The sequence below is a fragment of the Streptomyces sp. NBC_00984 genome (assembly GCF_045162475.1).
GTDB lineage: Bacteria > Actinomycetota > Actinomycetes > Streptomycetales > Streptomycetaceae > Streptomyces.
The window spans coordinates 672,378-691,870 of the sequence record NZ_CP108734.1; the positions used below are offsets into that span (position 1 = coordinate 672,378).

Sequence of the window (19,493 nt, forward strand, 5' to 3'; positions counted from 1 at the left end):
GCGCATCAAGCGGCCGAACGCGCTGCCGACGGGCCCACGTCGAAGGCCGCCGGCCCGCGTCCGAGCGGTCCGGCGGAACTCAGGTGGCGGACCGACCGGCCAGGTACTCGGTCATGCCCTCGCCGGTGAGCGGGTAGTAGTCGGAGAGGCGTCCGCCCTCGTCGAGGCGGCGGCGCGCGAACGCCTCGCGGTCCTGGTGCCGCAGGGAGTCCTCGGCGAGCGGGATCGCGTTCCGCTGCGGTACGACGACGGCGCCGTCCTCGTCGGCGACGATCAGGTCGCCGGGCGTCACCAGGGAGCCGCCGACGCCGACGGGCACGTTGAACGCGGACGGGAACAGCTCGGTCTGCGAGGCGTAGTGCGGGGTGACGCCGGTGCACCAGATGGGCACGCCGAGCGCGCGGACCCGGGCCGCGTCCCGTATCCGTCCGTCCACCACGATCCCGGCGCCGCCGCGCAGCTTGAAGTAACGCACCAGCATGTCGCCGAGGCAGCCGGTGAAGTGGCTGCCGTGGGCCGAGACGACGAGCACGTCGCCGGGTTGGATGGATTCCAGGACGCCCCACAGCGCGGTCTTGCGCTCGATGTCCTCCTGCTCCGCCCCGTTGAAGACGTCCTCGCGCTGCGGCAGGAACTGCAGCGTCACGGCACCGCCGGTGATCTTGACGTCCGGTTCGCGGTGCAGCGGCACGGGACCGTCGATGAACGTGCGGGTGATGCCCAGCTGATGCAGCTTCGCGCAGGCCGTCGCCGCGCTCACGTCCTTGAGGGCTCCCACCATCTGTGAAGTGGGCCGTACGTAGGACGAGGTGTGGACCGGCGCTCGCATCGATTCATAGGTACGGGCCTCCTCCGTCCCACTGATGCGGGTCTCCCCCGTCGACGGCGTTTCCTGATCCCCTGTCGGGTGCATGCACTTGCCTCTCCGCGCGCTCGTCGCGCGCCACGCCAGTGACATCATCGCCTATCGATGGTAGGTAACAGCTAATCGATTAGTGATGTCAATGCGTCAGGAGCCTTCCGTGACCGATGCTCCCACCAACTCCGCTGATTCCACCGGGTGGTTCGAGGCAGCGCGCGTCGGGTTCTCCACGTACCCGGAGAAGGGCCTCGAGGAGTGGGGTGCGGAGCAACTCCTCTCCGTCGTGCGGACGTTGCAGCCGGACACCCTCGTCAACGACCGGCTGGGCATACCCGGCGACTACGTGACGCCCGAGCAGTACCAGCCCGACCGGCCGCTGGAGCGCGGCAGCGAGCGGGTGATGTGGGAGGCCTGCCACACGCTCAACGGCTCGTGAGAGTACGACCGCGACAACCACGACTACAAGGACCCTGCACTGCTGGTCCGCATGCTGCTGCAGTCCGTCGCCTGTGGCGGCAACCTCATGAGCGTCGGGGACCGGTGGGAAGGACACATGGAGAGCGTGGCCGCGCATCACGTGCCGGCCGGACACGTCGAGCACGGGTCCGGCTGGACCACGGTCACCGCCCCTGGCGGGGAGTGGCTGGTGATGCACTGGGATCCCCGCGTCGCGGTCGCCTCCGTCGTACACAGGGAGCTCGACGACCCCCAGCTGACCAGGAGTTGGGGAGACCACCTCACCCGACTGACGCTGACGGTCCGCACCCCCGGCGACCAAGGCAGCGTAGCCGTGCGGTGGTTGCTCGCCGACATGGCCGACCGGCACCCGGAAGAAGGAACTCAGAGGTTTGCCGCAGCACTCTTGAAGAAGCGAGATGCCACCCCGAGCATCAGCAATCGATAGACGATAGTCACGAAGGCGAGGGCCCGCCCCGCCTCCACCGCATCGCACCACCCCCGCGAGCGATCCGCACGATGACCGTCCGCGGCCCCCTCCCGCCGCTGATCCACCGGGGACGCTGCGGCCGAACATCAGCTATCGATTATTCACGACTACGCAACGGAGCGTGTCCCATGAGAACAATGTGGCGCCGTGCCTGCGGGCTCGCCGTGGCTCCCCTGGTGATGGCGTCGGCCGTCGCCTGCGGCGGCGGGTCCGACCAGGCCGCGGAGGGCACGACCCTCCGCGTCATCGTGAACATCACGCCGAACCTGACGGAGAAGTACTGGAACGACCTTTTCGACACGTACGAGAAAGCTCACCCCGGCGTGACGGTCAAGCTCGAACTCACCGGCACGATCTCGGCTGACGCCAAACTCAGGCAGGACCTGGCCGCGGGCGATCCGCCGGATGTCGCCCAGCAGATCACGCCCAATGCCGACACCGCGTCGCTCTTCGCCGACCTGTCCGACCAGCCCTGGACCGCCAAGACCCCGCTGGCCGACCAGTACGCCGTCGACGGCAAGCACTACGTGGTCGGTGTGGGTGAGCAGATCCAGTCGCTCGTCTTCTACAACAAGGCGGCCTTCAAGAAGGCGCAGATCGACCCCGCCCAGATCCGTACGATGGATCAGTTCACCGTGGCCATGGGCAGCTTGAAGGACGCGGGGTACAAGCCGCTGCAGGCCGCCGGCCAGTGGGTCACCGGCTCCCAGTTCTCGATAATGGCCGACGCGGGTGTGCTCACCGCCGACCCCCGGTGGACGGCCGAGCGCAACGACGGCAAGGCCTCCTTCGCCCGGAGCGGCTACCTGTCCTACCTCCAGCACTACAAGAGCTGGATCGACAAGGGCTACCTGGACAAGAGCGCGCTCGGCCTCACCTACGCGGACGGCCAGACGGCCTTCCTGAACGGCAAGTCCGCGATGTACATCATGGGTTCGTTCTTCGTGCCCGCCGCGGATGCCGCGAAGAAGAGCGACGACATCGGTGTGTTCACCATGCCGACCGACGGGGCTTACCCCTCCGGCCAGTTCGGCAACATCTCCAACCCGTACGTCGTGGTGAACAAGTCGCGCCACAAGGCCGAGGCGATCGAGTTCGTGAAGTGGGCGACCACCGACCCGAAGGCCATCAGGAGCCAGCTCGCCTCCGACGGCAATCTGCGCGAAGGCTTCACCTACCCGATGTCCGGCCTCGGTTCGTCCGTGCAGCAGATCCTGGACAAGGCACCGTCGGTGCTCGTGAAGTCCGGGAAGAGCCAGCCGATCGCCGGCTTCAGCGACGAGCTCAACAAGCAGATCCAGTCCCTGTACACGGGCTCGTCCCCCGAGGGCGCCGCCGACGGATTGGACAAGTGGTGGAACTCGCAGGGCTGAACGAAGGGCTGAAGCAGCGGCGCCGGGCACGGCTGCGGGACTCGGCCGTCTCCCTCGGGATGATGGGCCCGGCCGTCCTGCTGTACACGGTGATGACCGTCGTGCCGGTGGGTGTCGCGGTGTATCTCAGCCTGACCGACTGGGACGGCTTCTCCACCGCCACGTTCACCGGGCTCGACAACTACAAGCATCTGTTCGACGATCCGAGTTCTTCGGATGCCTGGTACGTGACAGCGCTGATCGCCGTGGCCGGCACCGTCCTCATGGTGGGCCTGGGGCTCGTGTACGCGCTTGCCCTCAAGGGCCGATCGCGCACGAACTCCTTCTTCCGGGCCGTCGCCTACTTCCCGCACGTCATCAGCGCGCTGATCCTCGGATACCTGTGGGCGGCGATCCTCGGCACCAACGGTGCCATCAACAACACACTCGCCAAGTTCGGCATCGAACCGCTCGGCTTCCTCTTCGACGAGCAGTTCGCGCTGATCTCGCTGATCGCCGTGATCGTGTGGGCCGGATTCGGCTTCAACGTCGTCCTGTTCGTGGCCGCCCTGCAGACGGTGCCCGCCGAGCTGCTGGAGGCCGCGGCGATCGACGGCGCGTCCAAGCGGCAGATCAATCTGCGGATCGTGATCCCCATGATCGCGCCCGTGGTGACCGTGGCGACGGTACTGAACCTGGTGGGGCTCATCCGGGCGTACGACATCGTGGTCAGCCTCACCGGCGGCGGTCCGGCCGGCTCGACACAGACCTTCACGTACCTCATTCTCGCCCGGTCCTTCGAGGGCACCAAGGTCGGTTACGCGACCGCGCAGGCGGTGTTCCTGATGGTGGTGTCCGCCGTGCTCGCCCTCCTCGTGACGGCGCTGCGCAACCGTCAAGACCAAGCCGCGACAGGTTAGTTAGGAGCCGTTGGTGGTCGTACTAGAGGCAGAGGTCCGCGACAGGCCGAAGGCTTTGCCGGCCAAGGGTGACGACACGCGGCGCACGGAACGCAAGGAGCCCCGCTCGCCCGTGCGGTGGGGCCTGCTCGGTGTGCTCGTCGTCGTCATGATCGTGCCGATCTACCTGCTCGTGGTGAACGCTTTCAAGTCGCAGCAGGACATCCTCGACAACCCGTTCTCGATCCCGCTGAGCGGGCTGACCTTCGAGCACATGTCGGCCGCGATCAACAGTCCGCAGTTCAACGTCATCGGCGGTTACGGCTTCACGCTGTTCCTCGTCGTGGTCGTGGACGTGCTGTGCATCCTGCTCGCGGGCCCCGCCGCGTACGCGATAGCGCGCAGCCTCAAGCGGCGTACGCAGCTGGTACTGCTGTACTTCCTGGCCGGGACGTTCATTCCGGGCGCCGCCGTGATCATCCCGGTGATCTATGTGCTGCGCGAGGTCGGCCTGGCCAACACCGTGACCGGTCTGGTCGCGCACGACGTGGCGTCCACACTGCCGGTGAGCATCTTCTTGTTCGTCGGCTTCATCCGCACCATCCCGGTGGACATCGATCACGCGGCGACGATCGACGGCGCGGGCCGGTACCGGACGTTCTGGGCCATCGTCTTCCCGCTGATGCGTCCCGCGGTCGTCACGGTGCTGATCCTCAACTCGATCGGGATCTGGAACGACTTCGTCTCCCCGCAGATCCTGCTCAGCCCGTCCTCCGGGCACTACACGGTCACGACGGCGATCTACGCCGGCATCAGCCAGTACTCGACCGACCTGACGAAGATGTTCCCCAACCTTCTGCTCGCCGTCGCGCCCGTCGTCATCTTCTTCATCTACATGCAGCGCCACATCATCAGCGGTCTCACCGTCGGCGCGGTGAAGGGATGAGCCGTGAAGGGACGTCCGGGCCCGACGTACCCCGTCCGAGGAAGAGCCGAGAGAAAAGAAAGGAACTCCGAGTGCTGAGGAGATGGATGCCACGGTCCCGCAGAGGACCGTGGTCCGCAGCCGCCCTGCTCGCTTCCCTGACCGTGGTGGCGGCCGGCCAACCTGCCACCGCCCATCCGGTCAGGCCCCAGGCGGGACAGACCTATTACGTCGCGGTATCCGGCCAGGACGCTGCCGGCGGCAGGAGCGACAGGACCCCGTTCCGGCACATCCAGAAGTGCGCCGACGTGATGGTGCCGGGCGATACGTGCCTGGTCCTGTCCGGCACGTACGAGGAGACCGTCGTGCCCGCCCGGTCCGGCACCGCCGGGCTGCCGATCACCTATCGCGCCGCCCCGGGCGCGAAGGTGACGGTGAGCGGTGCCTCCGGGATCGGCGGCTTCGAGCCGGTCACCGCCGCCGATGTCACCGAGATCGCCAAGACCGACCCGTTCGCCGCGGGCTCGCGGTTCGCCGACGCGGTGGCGGCCGGACACGTCTACAGCACGGACGTCGACCTCGGCTCCGACGTGAGCACCGTGCAGGTGTTCACCGACAAGAAGATGGGCATCGAGGCCCAGTGGCCGTATCCCGGCCTCGATCTGCTCGACCCCTCGCTCCAGTACGCCGGTGAGGGCAGCGCGGACGCCACCGTCGCCGATGCGGACCTGACCCGCCCGGCGGGGTACTGGGACGGCGCGCGCGCCCTCACCGGTTATTGGTACGTCTCGGCCACCACCACGGTGAAGAGCTCCGCCGTCGGCTCGGTGACACTGGACGCGGCGCCGCCATGCGTCCACAAGGTCGTACCCAAGGAGACCCGGTACGCACTCTCCGGGAAGATCGGTGAACTCGCGCATCCCGGCGAGTGGTTCTACGACCCGACCGCGAAGCGCCTGTACGTGTACGGCACCGACGACCCGGACACCCACACCGTCGAGGCCAAGCGCCGCACCCTCGGCTTCGACCTGACGAACACCAGTCACACGACGATCGACGGCATCGGCCTGTTCGCCACGACGATCAGGACGGGCGCCACCAGCACCGGCGTCACCCTGGACGGCATCGACGGCCAGTACCTGTCGCACTACACGGACATCACCCGGGGCGCGACGGACTGCGGCAGCACGGTGACGCGGGGCGTCGGCGACAGCGGCATCGTCCTCGACGGCACCCAGAACGAGATCGTGAACAGCGATCTGTCGCTGAGCGCCGGGAACGGCATCGCGCTGCGCGGGCAGAACAACACCGCCACGGACAATGTGATCCACGACGTCGACTACATGGGCACCTACGCGGCGGGGATCGCCGTGCAGGGCAACAGTCAGACGATCACGCACAACACGATCTACCGCGTCGGCCGCAGCGGTATCAACCTCCAGTGGAACGAAGTGGCCGGCCTCACCCCGGGCAAGGACCTGATCGCGTACAACGACATCTCCGGGTACGCCCGGCTGAGCCTCGATGTGGCCGCGATCTACACCTGCTGCAGCGCCTGGATGATGGGCACGAACGTCGACCACAACGTGCTGCACGATCCGGCGCCGACCACGACCTCCACCACGTTCGGGATCTCGGGAATCTATGCGGACAACGGACAGAGCGATCTCGTGATCGCGAACAATGTGGGCTGGGGCAACCGGGAGGGCACGGTGATGCTCAACGGTCTGGGCACCGGATCGCACGACAACGGCGTCTACAACAACACCGGCGGAATGACGCTGTTCTATGTGAAGGAGCCGGGGCAGTCGACCGGCACCAAGATCTACAACAACGTCGGTACAATCCGGGGCCTGGACGGTGCCACCGACGGCGGGCTCGTTCTCTCCAACAACCTTCCCTCGGACATCGATCCGCTGTTCGTCGATGCGGCGAACCGTGACTATCGGCTGACCACCGATTCCCCGGCGCGCAATCAGGCGATTCCGCTTCCGGGGATCAATGACGGTTCCACGGATGTGACGCCGAGTCTGGGTGCCTATCAGTACGGGGCGCCCAGGTGGACTGCGGGCGCCCGTCGGTAGCCCGCTCGCGACATGGACATGGGCCCGACCCGGAATTCCGGATCGGGCCCATGGCCATGCGACTAATTCGGCTTCGCTGCGGTCTTTCCGGCCGCCGTCCTCTTCGTCGCGGCTGCCTTTTTGCGGGGCTTCTTCGCCTCCCGCGCGTCCGGCACGGGCCCGCGGCCGGCGGCGTGGTCGGCGAATGCCTCGGCCGCCTTCTCGGGGTCCCCGGACCGCAAGAGGCCGACGAGACGGCCGTGTTCGTCGGCCATCGCGCACCGGTCGCCGTCGAAGAGCGGGTCGGAGATGGCCCGCAGGGTGCGCAGGCTCGGTTCGATGACCTCCCACATCCGCGCCAGGAACGGATTGCCCGCGAACTGGCTGACCAGGGTGTGGAACTCTATGTCGGCGTCGCGGAAGCCGCTGACGTCGCCCGCGGCGACCGCCTCGTGCATCCGCTCGACCAGCGCGTCGAGCTCGGTGAGCTGGTCCTTGGTGATGTGCTCGGTGGCGAGCCGGGCGGCGAGGCCCTCCAGCGGCTCGCGTACCTGACGGGCGTACTCCGCGTCCTGCGAGGAGATCTCGACGACGAAGTGGCCGCGGCGCGGCACGTGCGTGAACAGGCCCTCCCGCGCGAGCCGCTTGACCGCCTCGCGCACCGGGGCCTGGCTCACGCCGAGCCGCCGCGCGATCTCCGATTCGACCACGCGGTCGTTCGGCGCGAGATCGCCCTCGACAACGGCCTGGCGGAGCAGTTCGTACACCTGGTCCGAGATCAGGGTCTTGCGGAACCGGTCCTTGTTGGTGGCCAGCGTGGAGACGAATCCACCCGACGCATTAGATGCCATGAATTCCCAATCCTGGACTGGGGCACGTCAGTTGCGACATAATACGCACCCATCTTCTCTCGATGGAATCACACCGAGGTTTCCAACCGCTTGGCCGGCCATTCCGATTGACGACCTCGCGGGCGGGCCCGCCGCCTTCGTGATCATTGAACGGATAGACCCGTATCTGCTTGTCGGCCTGATCCACATTCCGTTGGGCGCCGCAATGGTTGTACGCCGCGTACACCCTGGAGGGCGGGCAGATATGGTCCATCAGGCCGACCGAGAACAGCATCGACACATTCCCCCTGCGGCCAGGGTGGCGCCGTCGAAGTAGGACATGGTACGGGTAAGCGGCGCGGATCGGGCACGCCGCGGGTGAGGAGGCCGGGAGCGGCGATGTCGCCGCCGGCCGGGTCGGGGTCGGAGGTCTCGGCGCCCTGGCCGCTGGTGTCCATGACGAGGTGCGCGTAGGCGGCGTCCGCCCACAGCCGCTTCTCGTGCGGGGCGCCCCGCCCGCTGCCCGGGGAAGGTCGAACTGTGCCATGGGGCATCTCCGCGGAGGTCGGGGCCGACTCTCGGTGAGGCGGAGCCGGTCACTGTTCATCGCCTATCGATCATCGAGGGAATCGAAGCAGGGGCATTCGAGCACTGTCAACCACGCGGACGGTCAGCCACCGAGTCCGTACACGCGGACGGCGGTCGTGTGCAGTACGCGATGTCGATGATCGGCCGTCAGATGGGCGAGTCCGAGCCGGGACGTGGCGAGCGAGTCGGCCCGTGAGCCGCGGGGCAGGCAGATCGGCCAGTCGGAGCCGAGGAGGCAGCGATCGGGGCCGAGCGCGTCCACGACGTGTCGCACCATGTGCGCGATGCGCCGCGGCGGCACCCCGTGCTGCTGGGTGAGCAGCCCGGAGATCTTCACCACCACGTTCGGGCTCGCGGCGGCGCGCTCGACGTCGCGATACCACTCCCCCGCCGCCGGCGTGCGCGGGTCCGGCGCGTTGCCCAGGTGGTCGACGACGACGGTCAGCTCGGGATGCTGTGCGGCGACTTCGGCCGCCGCCTTCAACGCCCCTTGATGCAGGTTGAGTTCGAGCGTCGATCCCGCCTCGGCCAGTACCGGGACGAGCGCGCGGGCCGACTCGGGGGTGCCCGTCCACGAGGCGCCGCCGAGCCGCATCCCGTTGGGGCGGGAGTCGCCCAGCTCGTCCAGGAGGGCACGGAACAGGTCCGGGCCGCCCGCGCCGTGGACGCGCAGGTTGGCCACGTACCCGATGACCAGATCCGGTCGGCGCAGGCGCAGTCCACGCAGGGCGAGCGTCTCTCCCGCATCACCGCGCGACGCCTCGACCAGTACCGCCCCGGTCAGGTCGAGGCCCGCCCCCGACTGCTCCAGGTCGTCCTCGCCGAACGCTCGGTGGTGCTCGTCGCCCGGCCGGATCCAGGGGAATCCCTCGGCCGGATCCCACAGGTGGACATGGCAGTCGATCACGGTGCGCCTCCTCCTCCTCGGGTTCGTCGGGGGTGCTCCGGAGTATTGACACGTCGGCTCCCCGCCCGTGAGTCTAACTATCGGCTATCGATGGACGATTGTTCAATCCGTACGTGACGAGGGTGCAGGTGTTCTCGATGCTCAGGCCTGAACGAACCGGCGGTGCGCGCGCCACGGGCGAGGCGCACGGACCTCTGCTGACCGCGACCCGGCGTGTCACCGGGGTCCCCGAATGGGCTTATCTGGAAAGGGAGTTGTTCGCCACACAGGACAAGGCCTGGCGGCTCTTCGCCGACCGCTACACCGAAGGTGACGGCCGCCTCGTCTTCCGCGACACGCTCGGACAGGGAATGGACGGCCGGGACGGCGTGGACGACTTCTACGAACCGTTCTTCAACTGGCCGACGCTCTATCTGCTCGGGGGCAGCGCGGAGTTGCTGACCGCCGCGCGGCGGCACTGGCGCGGAGTCACCGCACAGCTCACCGGGATGGGCATGCTCGCCGACGGTCTGGAGCGCGGCTACGACTGGTTCCACCAGGGCGAGGGCCTGCTCCTCTTCTACGGCCTGTGCCTCGCGGACCCGGACGATGCGGAGCTGCGTGAACTGGCATGCCGTTTCGCCGACTTCTACCTTCCCGGGGGCCCCAACTACGACCCCGCCCACCGGGTCGTACGTGCTCCGCACAACGGCTCGGCGGGACCGCGCTTCGGCTTCAGCGACGAGGAGGCGTACTTCCCGTGGAGCCTGGCCCTGCGCCCGTACGGTCTGCCGCTGGACGGGATCGACGACGTCATGTCCTTCGACGACCTGGCCGCTTCGCCCGAGCGCGCCCGCGCGTACGGCCGCGCGATGTGGGACCGGATGGGCCGCGGTGACACCATCGTGAACCTGGCCGCCACCGGCCTCGCCACCAACGCCTTCCTGCTCAGTGGAGAGCAGCGCTACGCGGACTGGGTGGCCGAGTACGTCGGCGTGTGGCAGGAGCGGCTGGCGGGTCGCGACGTCGTGCCCGACAACGTGGGCCTGAACGGAGTGGTGGGCGAATACCTGGACGGCCGCTGGTACGGCGGCCACTACGGATGGTCGTGGCCGCACGGCCTGTCCCCCGTCGGCAGCGCCACCGTCATAGGTGCGGCCAACGCGACACTCCTCACCGGGGACCGGGGCTTCCTGGACCTCGCCCGCAATCCCCTCGATGTGGTGCTGCGCCAGGCCGAACAGCGCGGCGCCGACGGGATGGGCACGCTCGGCGAGCGCTGGGAGCCGCATCTGCGCGCGATGCCGGCCGAGCGCACCCTCATGGTGCCCCAGCGGCACAATGACTCCGGCTGGTTCGACTTCACCGTCATGCCGGGCCAGCTCCCGCTCGCACTGTGGCACTTCAGCCGCGAGGAGGCCGACCGGGACCGGATCGAGCACCTGCGCACCGAGTCCCGCTGGGACTGGACCACCGTGCACACTCAGCGCATCAAGGACGAGGCCGGGCACGAGGAGCCCTGGTACGAGTTCCTGCACGGGCGGAACCCTCACTTCCCCGAGCGGATGCTGCGCAGCGCCCTGGCGAGTTGCGCCGAGCGGGTGGAGGCCATCGAGAACGACACCGTCGACCCGGCCGTCGGCCCCGACGCCCTGGACATCCACCACTGGCAGCACCTCAACCCCGTGGTGACGGAAGCCCTGCTGCAGCTGACCACGGGCTCCCCGCAGGTGCTCTACAACGGCGGCCTTCACCAACTGCACGTGCGCTACCACGACGCGGACGCCCGCCGTCCCGGCCTTCCGCCGGACGTCGCCGCGCTCGTGTCCGACATCCGCCCGGACCACACGGTGGTGGAGCTGGTCAACCTCGGCGGCGCGGCGCGCACCCTGCTGGTGCAGGCGGGTTCGTTCGCCGAGCACCACGTCGCCACCGTCCGCGCGGACGACGGCCCCGAGCAGCCGGTCGACGGACCGTACTGCCGCGTCGGCCTCCCCGGAAACGCACGGATCCGGCTGACCCTGACCATGACGCTGCGCGCGGGCCGCACGGCCGGTGCCTCCCCGTGGGAGACGGAATGACCGACACCGCCGCAGCGAACCGGCTGCCCTTCGCCCTGCCCCGCCTCGGCATCGGCACCGCTCCCCTGGGCGGGCTCTTCGAAGCGGTCACCGAGCAGGACGCCGCCGCGACCGTCGAGGCCGCGGCCGAGGCCGGGATCACGTACTTCGACACCGCGCCCCGCTACGGACACGGCCTCGCCGAACAGCGCCTGGGCCGCCTGCTGGCCCCGTCCGGGGTCACCGATCCGGTGCTCTCCACAAAGACGGGCTGGCTGCTGCGCCCCCGGCCGGACGGCTCTCCCGGTGAGGTGATCACCGACTGGACGGAGCGCGGCATCCGCGAGTCCCTGGAGGCGAGCCTGACCCGCCTGGGCCGGTCCAGCGTCGACATCCTGTATCTGCACGACCCGGACGACTACCCGGACGAGATACGCCGCACGGCCTATCCGGCGGTGCGCAAGCTGCGTGACGAGGGGCTGGTCCGGGCTATCGGATTCGGCATGAACCACAGCGGTCCGCTCGCCTCGTACGTGGCGGAGTTCGAGGTCGACGTCGTGCTCGTCGCCGGCCGTTTCTCGCTCCTCGACCACGAGGCGCTCACCACCCTGTTGCCGCTGTGCGCCAGGACGGGTACCGCGGTGGTCGTCGGCGGTGTCTTCAACACCGGCCTGCTGGCCGACCCGTCTCCCGGCGCCATGTTCAACTACCGGCCGGTTCCCACGGAGGCCCTGGAGCGGGCGCGGCAGTGCCGGGCGCTGTGCGAGGCGTACGCCGTGCCGCTCCCCGCGGCCGCGATCCAGTTCCCGCTGCTGCACGCCGCGGTCACCTCGGTCGTCCTCGGCTGCCGTTCAGCGGCCGAGGTGACCGCGAACGCGGCGGCCGCCCGCTTCCCTGTCCCGGACGAGCTCTGGCATCGGCTGGCGGAGGCCGGGTTCGTGCCCGAGCAACTGCTGGATGGGCACGCGGGGTAGCCACGGACGGCAGGCTGCGGCTGCGCCCCGACGGCGGCGAGCGGGTTGCCGCGGACCGGAGGGGCGCTGCCCGGCCTGTCACCGGGTTGTGTCCGGCCTCAGGTGCGCTTGAAGAACTCGACCTCGCCGACCGCGATCGGCCGCCCCTCGCCCTGGCCGGACGCGGCCTTCAGCACGAGCCGGACGGAGACGACGTCGCTGATGCCGGTCCGTACCGTCTGCTTGCCGGGTTTGTCGGTGAGCGTCACCGTCTTCTCCTGGATCTCGCCGTCCGCCTTGGTGATGATCAGATCGGCCCGGGTGGGCCTGGCCCCCTGCCGGAATTCTTCGGGCTCCGTCGACACCCCGGGGTACACCACGACGCCGACCAGCCGGAACGGCTTGTCGAAGGTGCACGTCAGCGACGAGCCGAGCGTGGGTGCCGCCCAGTACTTGTTGGTCAGTCCGTCGGTGGCCGCGGACGCCGGATGGCCCGGCGCGTGGGCGCTCGCGGTGACGTCGGACGGGCTGATCTCCGCCGTGCCGCCGAGCTTGTCCCGTACGTCCTCGAAGACATAGCGCCCGGCGGGCAGGAGCAGGAAGCCCGCGCACAGCAGCCCGACGACCGCCAGCACCAGCAGGGTACGCCGCAGTGCCCGGCCCGATCCGCTCCTCACCCGGCGGCGGAACGGCCACACCGTGCGCCACCACGGCAGCGGCGCCGGCTGTTCCCTGGTCTGCAACGGCGCTGCGCAGCGGCGGCAGAACCGGCGTCCCGGCAGGTTCGGGGTGCCACATGCCGGGCACGGTGGCCCGTCCGGCTCCTCGTCCGCCGCCACGGGCCTCACGACGGGCCGCCGGGCGATCGGCTTGGCCGGCTGCACCGCGACCACGGGCGCCTCCGGTGCCGGTGGTTCCGGCCGTACGGGGGCAGGCTGTGCCGGTGGTTCCGGCCGTACGGGGGCAGGCTGCTCCGGTGCTGGTGCCGGTGCGGGCGCCACCGGCGGCGCGGCAGGTTCCGGTGCGGGCGACCGCACCGGTTCCGCCGGCGGTTCGGGGCGCGGGGCGGGCGGGGCGGGCGGGGCCCCGGCCGAGGAAGCTTCGGTCTCCGGGGCGGGACCGGTCGCCGGCTCGGCCGGAGTTCCGGTCGCGGGCTCGGCTGCCGGTGCCGCCGGTTCCGCGGGGCCGACCGGTTCCGCGGCGGCGGGAGCGTTCCGCGATGCCCGGGAGGACCAGCCCAGGTAGGAACCGCAGTTCCCGCAGAATTCGTCGTCCTCGCGGTTGGCCGTACCGCACGCCGGACACGAGCGCATCGCGTCAGTCTCCTGTCTCGTCTGGCGGGCCCGGCAGGATCTCCACCCGGCACGTGAGGTGTACGGGGCACGAGGCCGCGACGACGTCCCGGACGCGGCTCGCGTCCACCGGTCCTCCGTGCAACGCCCAGACGCGCACCAGCAGTTCCCCGGTCGGCGGCCGAGGCAGCGCCGCGCCCGGCTCGGACGACCACGTGGCGCCGCCGCCGTCCTGGATGTCGGCATGCACGCCGAAGCAGAGCCGGAGGTGTTCGATCAGGCCGCGGCGGGTGCCGCGCCACCGGTGCAGTTCGACGGCGCGGGCGACCACGGCCCGCCGCAGCTCCTCGGGCCACGCCGGATCGACATCGGCCGCCACCCAGGACGACAGCCAGGGCAGGAAGTCGGCCGGAGCCAGCGACGGATCGAAATAGGCGGGAAGGTTGTCCAGGGTGGACAGGACGGGCGCCAGGACGGTGTCGAGGCCCGCCGTGAACCGCTGGGCCAGGTCGTCGTCCGCGTACAGCGCGGGCAGCAGCCCGCCGATCGGGTAGCGGCTGGGGAGCCCGGGTACCGCGGCTCTGGTCATGAGCCGTCACCGGCCACGCTCGCGGTGACCTCGACCTGGTGCTGGTGCGAGAAGACCAGGGCGCCCGGGGCGACGTCGATCCGCTGCACCGCCGCCCCGCGCCTGCCGGTGATCGGGTCCGCGGGGAACATCCGTACCTCCTCCACCAGGCCCACCCCCCGCACGCCCTGGAGCACGGCGAAGATCTCGCCGTACTGCACCGGCCTGCCGAACGGCCACCCGGTGCCCTCCGCTCCGCCCCGCAGCGGGTCGATGTGGCGGAACAGCGCGGCGACCGCCTCCGCGCGGACCCGGTCCACGTCACCACCGGCCGTCACGAGCCGGGCGACCACGGTGACGCCCTGGTACGCGGGCGGTTCCACCAACAGCCTGGTGCCGACCAGGCGGCGTTCGTCGAGTCGCGCCGTGACCGTCGAGAGCACGGAGTCCGACGGGATCAGCTGCTCGAACCGCAGTTGGCCCCCCTCGTCGGCGACCGCGTCGGGCACCACCAGGACCCGTACCGCTCCGCCCTCGCCCGCGACGGCCGGCAGGCACCGGACCCTGCGCAGGGAAGGTGCGGCCTCGCGGGCGATGGCCTCGTAGTCCCCGGCCGTGACCGCCCGCTCCTGCACCCGCAGGATGTTGGGCGCCCGGACCTTCGCGTTCTCCACGGTCTCGCCGTCGACCCCGCCCCGGGCCGCCTCGCGGTTGTCCACGCCCGCCACGTACGGCACCGAGCTGCGCAGCACGCAGATGGCACCCCGGGCGACGTTGCCGGCCGCCCCGCCGCCCGTCCGGTAGCGGGGAACCCGCAGCTGCGCGCCCTTCTCGGGCACCGCACCGTAGGCGCGCATCGTCCCGTCCGGCTCGCGCACCTCAGGCGGGAACGCGAACTCGCCGGAGACGGCGTCGATCCGCACATGCCGGTCGTGCGGGGCGGAGGCGCCGAAATGCTCCACCGCGGTCCAGACCTGCCAGCCCTCCGCGGAGGACACCTGGACGACCGGCGGCTCCCCGTCCAGCAGCAGCGGCACCCTGCTCACGGAGAACCTCTGCCCGGCGACGCCCTCGGAGCTGCCGAGCGGAACATCGAGGACGGTCTCCGCGTGTTCGACGTCCATCGTGCCGCCGACGGTGAACACCTCGGCCTCCCGGATCGTCGGCGACTCCGAGTAGAACGGCTGCCCCGGTTCCGGCGCGGTGACCCGGCAGCGCAGCCATCCCGCCCGGGTCCCCGCGGTCACCGACACGGTGTGTCCGGCGGGGACGAACACGATCACCTCGCCGGGCCTGTTCAGCCCGCCGGTGCTGTCGGTGCCGGTCTGGCAGGTGACCCAGCGGGCACCGTCCCAGGCCTCCCACACCAGTGGCGGCTGCCGCGGGTCGACGCCCACGCCCTCCACCCGGCTGTCCAGGCGTACGGCGACGATGCACCGGGGCACGGCGGTGGGCAGCCCGAACAGCAGGGCGTCTCCGGGCTCCGGCCGGGACTGGAAGCACGGGATGTCCTTGCCGGCGCCGAGCGGTGCGGTGCGGTCGGTCTGGTCGCCCGACACCGGTGCGGTGACCAGCCGGACCAGCGAACTCGGCACGATCGACAGGTCGTCGGAGGTGGAGAACACCACTGCCTCCTCGGCCTCGCCGCGCGAGGTGGCGACCTCCGTGCCCGCCGGGAGCCGCACGGTCTCCGGCTGCGGAGCGGACAGCCAGAAGTCGACCTCCGCCCGTGCCACCGACGGCGGGAACAACGTGACGCCCAGCAGGTCGAGGAAGGCCGAGTAGTTCTTGTCCGGTACCCGGTTCAGCCGGTACAGCAGCTGGTCGACCATGTACGCGAACGTCTCGATGAGCGTGACCCCGGGGTCCGACACGTTGTGGTCGGTCCACTCGGGAGAGCGCTGCTGAACATACCGCTTGGCCTCGTCGACGAGTTGCTGGAAGCGCCGGTCGTCCAGGTTGGGTGAGGGCAGGGCCATCAGCGCACTCCCGGTTCTTCGGATCCCTCGGATGACGGGATGGTGTAGAAGGGGAAGACGAGATTGCGCAGGTCGTTGGTGGCCCGCACGGTGTAGTGCACGTCGATGTACAGGGTGCCCTCCTCGATGGCGTCGAACGCGATCACCACGTCGGTCACCTCGATGCGCGGCTCCCACCGCTCCAGCGAGGTGCGGACCTCGTGCGCGATGCGCCCGGCGGTGGCGCCGTCACCGGGTGCGAAGACGTAGTCGTGAATGCCGCAGCCGAACTCCGGGCGCATCGGCCGCTCGCCCGGCGCCGTGCCGAGCACCAGCCCGATCGCCTCCTCGATCTCCCGGTCCCGCTCGACCATGCCGATGCCGCCCGTGGCGCCGACCCGCAGCGGGAAGCCCCAGCCGCGTCCGATGAATCCGCCGCCGCTCACACCGGGCCCCCGATCAGTACGTTCAGCGCTCCGCTGATGATGGGTGCGCCACAGGAGGTGTTGTCCCGCATCCGGGCGGCGGGCAGCCCGCCGATCAGGACCTGTCCGGTGACCGCGGCGGCCGGGTTGGGCATGATCACGTTCCCCGGCCCGAGTGCGGCGTGCGGGGGGACGACGCACACGTGCAGGCTCCCGGTGACGGCCGCGGGCCGGCCGCCGATCAGCACGGTGGCGACGGCCACCGCGCCCGGGGGCGGGGTACCGATGAGGCCGCCGTGGGCGGTGCTGTCGCCCGTGCGGGCTGCGGGGGGCATGGCCGGGGTTCTCCTTGCTGGGAAAGGGACTTCTGGAGGCATCGGATGGATGGCGAACCGTCAGTTGATCTTGATGAGTCTGGCCTTGAGCACCCCGAGCAGCCCGCCGTCGATGGTGACCCCCGTCTTGCCGTTGACGGTCACCGAGCTGCCCTTGATGTTCACGTCGCCCGTTCCGGCGTCGAGGGTGATCCCGGACGCGGAGAGCTTCACGGAACTCAGTGCCCGGTTGCCGCCGAGGGCGTACACCGTCAGCGCGATCTCGTTCCGCCGCTCGTCCAGGGTGACTTCGAGCCGTTTGTCGCCGGTGGCCAGCCGGACACCGGACGGTCCGCGCGGGGCGTCCAGAAGCTCCATCCGGTTGCCCGAACGGGACACCAGGGAACGGCGGTTGACCTTGCCGCTGGTCGGGTCGACCAGCGGGACGTCGTGGGGCGAGGGCTTGTCCACCCCGTTGTAGAGGCCGCCCAGCACATAGGGGCTGTCCAGCAGCCCCTGCTCGAACCCGACCAGCACCTCGTCGTTGACCTCGGGACTGAATACCCCGCCGCCGCCCTGACCGCCCCACTGCACCGTGCGGACCCAGTCGGTCACATAGGTGTCGTCGAGCCAGGGGAACTTGAGCCGGACCCAGCCGCGTTCGGCCTTGCCCTCGCGGATGTCGGTGACCACGCCGATCGCCAGACCCGGCATGCGCGGGCCGCGCGAGGGTGCGTTCGAGCCGCTGGTCAGTCCCGCCAGCGAGCGGTCGGGCGCCGCGCTGACCAGCACGGTGGTGCGGTAGCCGCCGTTCGGTTCGAGTACGTGGTGCGCGGCCGTCGCCGTGTAGCGCCCGGCGAACGCCGGTCCGACGTTGCCGAGGGCCACCGGCTCCCCCGCCCGCAGCTGGGGATTGCCCTCGGCGACCGCCTCGATCTCACCGAACCCGGAGCTCACCGAGGCGGCCACCGAACCGGCCACGGCCCTGGCCTCGGCCTGGGTCCGGTACGGGGTGTCGGTGACCGTCATCCGGGCGTTCGGGCCGAACGCCCCGGCCGCCAGCGACGGGCTCATCCCGGGGGACACCGTGTCGCTGCGGATGGACTGCTCGCGGGCCACCAGCCGTGTCTTGGTGTCGACGTTCCAGCCGCGCACCTCCACACTGTCCGCCCCGTCCGCACCGGTCAGCACGGCCCGCAGGGCCAGCAGGTTGCGCCCGTACTCCAGGACCATCGGGTGGCGGGTGGCGGAGGTGGCCGGCGAGGGGGCCGACGCGGCGGGTTTGGGCTTCACGAACTGCAACAGGCCCTTGTCGTCCACCCGCACGTGCGCACCGCTCTCGCCCGCGAGGTACTGGAGGAACTCCCAGTCCGAGACATTGGGCTGGGTCAGCTGCTTGTACGTGATGGGCGCGGCCTCGATCCTTCCGCAGGCCAGCCCGGCGCCCGCGGCGACCTTGCGGACGATGTCCGCGGTCTTCATGTTGCGGAACGCCACCACCTTCCGTCCGCGCTGGAGCCGGTGGGCCTTGGAGAAGGCGCGGACCACCGTGAACGAACCGGTGGTGTCGCTGTCCAGCTCGACCGCGGTGACCTCACCGGTGAACAGCCGCTCGCGCACCCGCTCCTGCACGGTGACCACGGATATCTTCAGCGGGGTGCCGATGGTCATCCCGGTGGCGGTGAGCAGCTTGTGATCGGGGTCCCGGTACGTCAGCACGGCGGTGTCCGGCAGGCCGACGTTCTCGTCCACCACGCAGCTCACCAGCTGGGCCGCCCAGGCCGGTGGCAGCTCACCGGGGGCCTCGACGATCGGATCCGCGGCGAAGGAGCGGCCGGCGGCGGTCATCGGCCGCCCTCCGGAGCGTGATCTTCCAGTCCGGGCACGACCAGCTCCCTGCCGGGGATCAACTGCATCGGGTCGTCCACGTCGTTGGCCTCCGCGATCGTGCGCCAGGCGGTGGCGTCGCCGTACTCCCGCCAGGCGAGCAGCGGCAGGCTGTCCCCGGCGACGACCCGGTGCGTACGGCGTGCCTCCCGCGAGCCGGACGTGGGGTTCTGGCCCGCCGGATCCACGCTCGCCTCCTCGATCGACAGGGCGCAGGTGGCGCGCAGCGGCTTCCCGTCGACGTCGAAGAGGGTGTACGAGACGGAGAGGTTGGACAGCACACCGTCGAACGAGGTGGTCTTCGACGTGCCCCAGTCGAAGCGGACCCAGGGGCTCGCGGGTGTCTTGCGGGCCAGGCTGCTCGGTGTGGGCACACACGCCGTCATCAGCTGCTCCACCGCCTTCTCCACCGAGTTGTCGTGGGTGGCCGTGGAATCCAGGAAGACCTCCAGGGACAGCGCCCGGGGCCCGCTGCCCACGAATTCGGGCAGCGCGGACTGTCCGGCCATCCGGGACGGCGTGCGCCGCCACTCGGTGCTCTTGCTCAGCGACAGCTTGGCGGGGTTGAACTGCAAGGTGAGCCGGGCGAGGGTCCCGCCCGGTTTGGCGCCGACGGTCGCCGGCGGTTCCATGATGGTCAGCTGGGCGCGAGCACGGCTCGTACGGACAGCGGGTGACATTGCGC

General features: G+C 70.1%; 20 protein-coding genes and 1 pseudogene. 8 read left to right on the forward strand and 13 right to left on the reverse strand.

Going from position 1 to position 19,493, the window contains the following annotated elements; genetic code table 11:
• Positions 1 to 79 precede the first annotated feature (79 nt).
• Positions 80 to 829 (reverse strand): ribonuclease activity regulator RraA, encoded by a 750-nt coding sequence (locus OG520_RS02800; protein WP_406012034.1) that lies wholly within the window; start codon positions 827 to 829, stop codon positions 80 to 82.
• A gap of 193 nt (positions 830 to 1,022) precedes the next feature.
• Between OG520_RS02800 and OG520_RS02805 the strand changes: the two genes are divergently transcribed.
• The 6 genes from OG520_RS02805 to OG520_RS02830 all read left to right on the forward strand — a co-directional run bounded on the left by OG520_RS02805 (position 1,023) and on the right by OG520_RS02830 (position 7,068).
• Positions 1,023 to 1,298, forward strand: coding sequence for a hypothetical protein (locus OG520_RS02805; protein ID WP_406012035.1), 276 nt, complete (start codon positions 1,023 to 1,025; stop codon positions 1,296 to 1,298).
• 51 nt (positions 1,299 to 1,349) lie between these two features.
• Complete coding sequence (locus tag OG520_RS02810; protein ID WP_406012036.1) at positions 1,350 to 1,766, forward strand: hypothetical protein; 417 nt, start codon at positions 1,350 to 1,352, stop codon at positions 1,764 to 1,766.
• 170 nt (positions 1,767 to 1,936) lie between these two features.
• Positions 1,937 to 3,181, forward strand: coding sequence for an ABC transporter substrate-binding protein (locus OG520_RS02815; RefSeq protein ID WP_406012037.1), 1,245 nt, complete (start codon positions 1,937 to 1,939; stop codon positions 3,179 to 3,181).
• On the forward strand, positions 3,160 to 4,080 hold the full coding sequence (locus OG520_RS02820; RefSeq protein WP_406012038.1) for a carbohydrate ABC transporter permease: 921 nt from the start codon (positions 3,160 to 3,162) through the stop codon (positions 4,078 to 4,080). Before OG520_RS02815 ends, OG520_RS02820 begins: the two co-directional genes overlap by 22 nt.
• 13 nt (positions 4,081 to 4,093) lie before the next feature.
• Positions 4,094 to 5,005, forward strand: coding sequence for a carbohydrate ABC transporter permease (locus OG520_RS02825; RefSeq protein ID WP_406012039.1), 912 nt, complete (start codon positions 4,094 to 4,096; stop codon positions 5,003 to 5,005).
• An 86-nt stretch (positions 5,006 to 5,091) separates the two neighbouring features.
• Positions 5,092 to 7,068: a right-handed parallel beta-helix repeat-containing protein gene (locus OG520_RS02830; RefSeq protein ID WP_406012040.1), complete on the forward strand. Its 1,977-nt coding sequence runs from the start codon at positions 5,092 to 5,094 to the stop codon at positions 7,066 to 7,068.
• Positions 7,069 to 7,130: 62 nt separating this feature from the next.
• Here the strand turns inward: OG520_RS02830 and OG520_RS02835 are convergent, their stop codons facing one another.
• The 4 genes from OG520_RS02835 to OG520_RS02850 all read right to left on the reverse strand — a co-directional run bounded on the left by OG520_RS02835 (position 7,131) and on the right by OG520_RS02850 (position 9,372).
• Complete coding sequence (locus OG520_RS02835; RefSeq protein WP_406012041.1) at positions 7,131 to 7,898, reverse strand: GntR family transcriptional regulator; 768 nt, start codon at positions 7,896 to 7,898, stop codon at positions 7,131 to 7,133.
• Complete coding sequence (locus OG520_RS02840) at positions 7,888 to 8,151, reverse strand: acetylxylan esterase (protein WP_406012042.1); 264 nt, start codon at positions 8,149 to 8,151, stop codon at positions 7,888 to 7,890. Before OG520_RS02840 ends, OG520_RS02835 begins: the two co-directional genes overlap by 11 nt.
• Positions 8,042 to 8,431 carry an acetylxylan esterase gene (locus tag OG520_RS02845; protein ID WP_406012043.1) on the reverse strand — a complete coding sequence of 130 codons (390 nt, stop codon included), beginning with the start codon at positions 8,429 to 8,431 and terminating at the stop codon, positions 8,042 to 8,044. Before OG520_RS02845 ends, OG520_RS02840 begins: the two co-directional genes overlap by 110 nt.
• A gap of 116 nt (positions 8,432 to 8,547) precedes the next feature.
• On the reverse strand, positions 8,548 to 9,372 hold the full coding sequence (locus OG520_RS02850) for an amidohydrolase family protein (protein WP_406012044.1): 825 nt from the start codon (positions 9,370 to 9,372) through the stop codon (positions 8,548 to 8,550).
• A gap of 113 nt (positions 9,373 to 9,485) precedes the next feature.
• On the opposite strand from OG520_RS02850, the gene OG520_RS02855 reads away from it, so the two are divergent.
• Together OG520_RS02855 and OG520_RS02860 are read left to right on the forward strand one after the other, a co-directional pair.
• Positions 9,486 to 11,432, forward strand: coding sequence for a hypothetical protein (locus tag OG520_RS02855; protein ID WP_406012045.1), 1,947 nt, complete (start codon positions 9,486 to 9,488; stop codon positions 11,430 to 11,432).
• Positions 11,429 to 12,385, forward strand: a complete 957-nt coding sequence (locus tag OG520_RS02860; RefSeq protein WP_406012046.1) for an aldo/keto reductase — start codon at positions 11,429 to 11,431, stop codon at positions 12,383 to 12,385. The genes OG520_RS02855 and OG520_RS02860 overlap by 4 nt, the downstream gene beginning before the upstream one ends.
• 98 nt (positions 12,386 to 12,483) lie before the next feature.
• On the opposite strand, the gene OG520_RS02865 is transcribed toward OG520_RS02860, so the two are convergent.
• From OG520_RS02865 to OG520_RS02900, 8 genes and pseudogenes are all read right to left on the reverse strand, one after another.
• Positions 12,484 to 13,257 (reverse strand): NADase-type glycan-binding domain-containing protein, encoded by a 774-nt coding sequence (locus OG520_RS02865; RefSeq protein ID WP_406016409.1) that lies wholly within the window; start codon positions 13,255 to 13,257, stop codon positions 12,484 to 12,486.
• Positions 13,258 to 13,614: 357 nt separating this feature from the next.
• Positions 13,615 to 13,677 (reverse strand): annotated as a pseudogene (locus tag OG520_RS02870) (zinc ribbon domain-containing protein); the annotation flags it as partial.
• 4 nt (positions 13,678 to 13,681) lie between these two features.
• Entirely contained in the window at positions 13,682 to 14,245 is a 564-nt protein-coding gene (locus tag OG520_RS02875; RefSeq protein ID WP_406012047.1) for a phage tail protein I, read from the reverse strand.
• Entirely contained in the window at positions 14,242 to 16,203 is a 1,962-nt protein-coding gene (locus OG520_RS02880) for a putative baseplate assembly protein (protein ID WP_406012048.1), read from the reverse strand. The genes OG520_RS02875 and OG520_RS02880 overlap by 4 nt, the downstream gene beginning before the upstream one ends.
• A complete protein-coding gene (locus OG520_RS02885; protein ID WP_385333057.1) occupies positions 16,203 to 16,628 on the reverse strand; it encodes a GPW/gp25 family protein in 426 nt (141 codons plus the stop codon). The genes OG520_RS02880 and OG520_RS02885 overlap by 1 nt, the downstream gene beginning before the upstream one ends.
• Positions 16,625 to 16,942: a PAAR domain-containing protein gene (locus OG520_RS02890; RefSeq protein WP_266430811.1), complete on the reverse strand. Its 318-nt coding sequence runs from the start codon at positions 16,940 to 16,942 to the stop codon at positions 16,625 to 16,627. Before OG520_RS02890 ends, OG520_RS02885 begins: the two co-directional genes overlap by 4 nt.
• 60 nt (positions 16,943 to 17,002) lie before the next feature.
• Positions 17,003 to 18,769, reverse strand: a complete 1,767-nt coding sequence (locus tag OG520_RS02895; RefSeq protein ID WP_406012049.1) for a VgrG-related protein — start codon at positions 18,767 to 18,769, stop codon at positions 17,003 to 17,005.
• Positions 18,766 to 19,488, reverse strand: a complete 723-nt coding sequence (locus OG520_RS02900) for a LysM peptidoglycan-binding domain-containing protein (RefSeq protein ID WP_266430806.1) — start codon at positions 19,486 to 19,488, stop codon at positions 18,766 to 18,768. Before OG520_RS02900 ends, OG520_RS02895 begins: the two co-directional genes overlap by 4 nt.
• Positions 19,489 to 19,493: the final 5 nt, after the last annotated feature.

Coding starts and splice junctions, on each gene's coding strand:
- OG520_RS02890 (WP_266430811.1), bottom strand. CDS start 16,942: ATGCCCCCCGCAGCCCGCACGGGCGACAGCACCGCCCACGGCGGCCTC.
- OG520_RS02875 (WP_406012047.1), bottom strand. CDS start 14,245: ATGACCAGAGCCGCGGTACCCGGGCTCCCCAGCCGCTACCCGATCGGC.
- OG520_RS02830 (WP_406012040.1), top strand. CDS start 5,092: ATGCCACGGTCCCGCAGAGGACCGTGGTCCGCAGCCGCCCTGCTCGCT.
- OG520_RS02900 (WP_266430806.1), bottom strand. CDS start 19,488: ATGTCACCCGCTGTCCGTACGAGCCGTGCTCGCGCCCAGCTGACCATC.
- OG520_RS02835 (WP_406012041.1), bottom strand. CDS start 7,898: ATGGCATCTAATGCGTCGGGTGGATTCGTCTCCACGCTGGCCACCAAC.
- OG520_RS02810 (WP_406012036.1), top strand. CDS start 1,350: ATGCTGCTGCAGTCCGTCGCCTGTGGCGGCAACCTCATGAGCGTCGGG.
- OG520_RS02800 (WP_406012034.1), bottom strand. CDS start 829: ATGCGAGCGCCGGTCCACACCTCGTCCTACGTACGGCCCACTTCACAG.
- OG520_RS02840 (WP_406012042.1), bottom strand. CDS start 8,151: ATGGACCATATCTGCCCGCCCTCCAGGGTGTACGCGGCGTACAACCAT.
- OG520_RS02895 (WP_406012049.1), bottom strand. CDS start 18,769: ATGACCGCCGCCGGCCGCTCCTTCGCCGCGGATCCGATCGTCGAGGCC.
- OG520_RS02880 (WP_406012048.1), bottom strand. CDS start 16,203: ATGGCCCTGCCCTCACCCAACCTGGACGACCGGCGCTTCCAGCAACTC.
- OG520_RS02815 (WP_406012037.1), top strand. CDS start 1,937: ATGAGAACAATGTGGCGCCGTGCCTGCGGGCTCGCCGTGGCTCCCCTG.
- OG520_RS02860 (WP_406012046.1), top strand. CDS start 11,429: ATGACCGACACCGCCGCAGCGAACCGGCTGCCCTTCGCCCTGCCCCGC.
- OG520_RS02845 (WP_406012043.1), bottom strand. CDS start 8,431: ATGCCCCATGGCACAGTTCGACCTTCCCCGGGCAGCGGGCGGGGCGCC.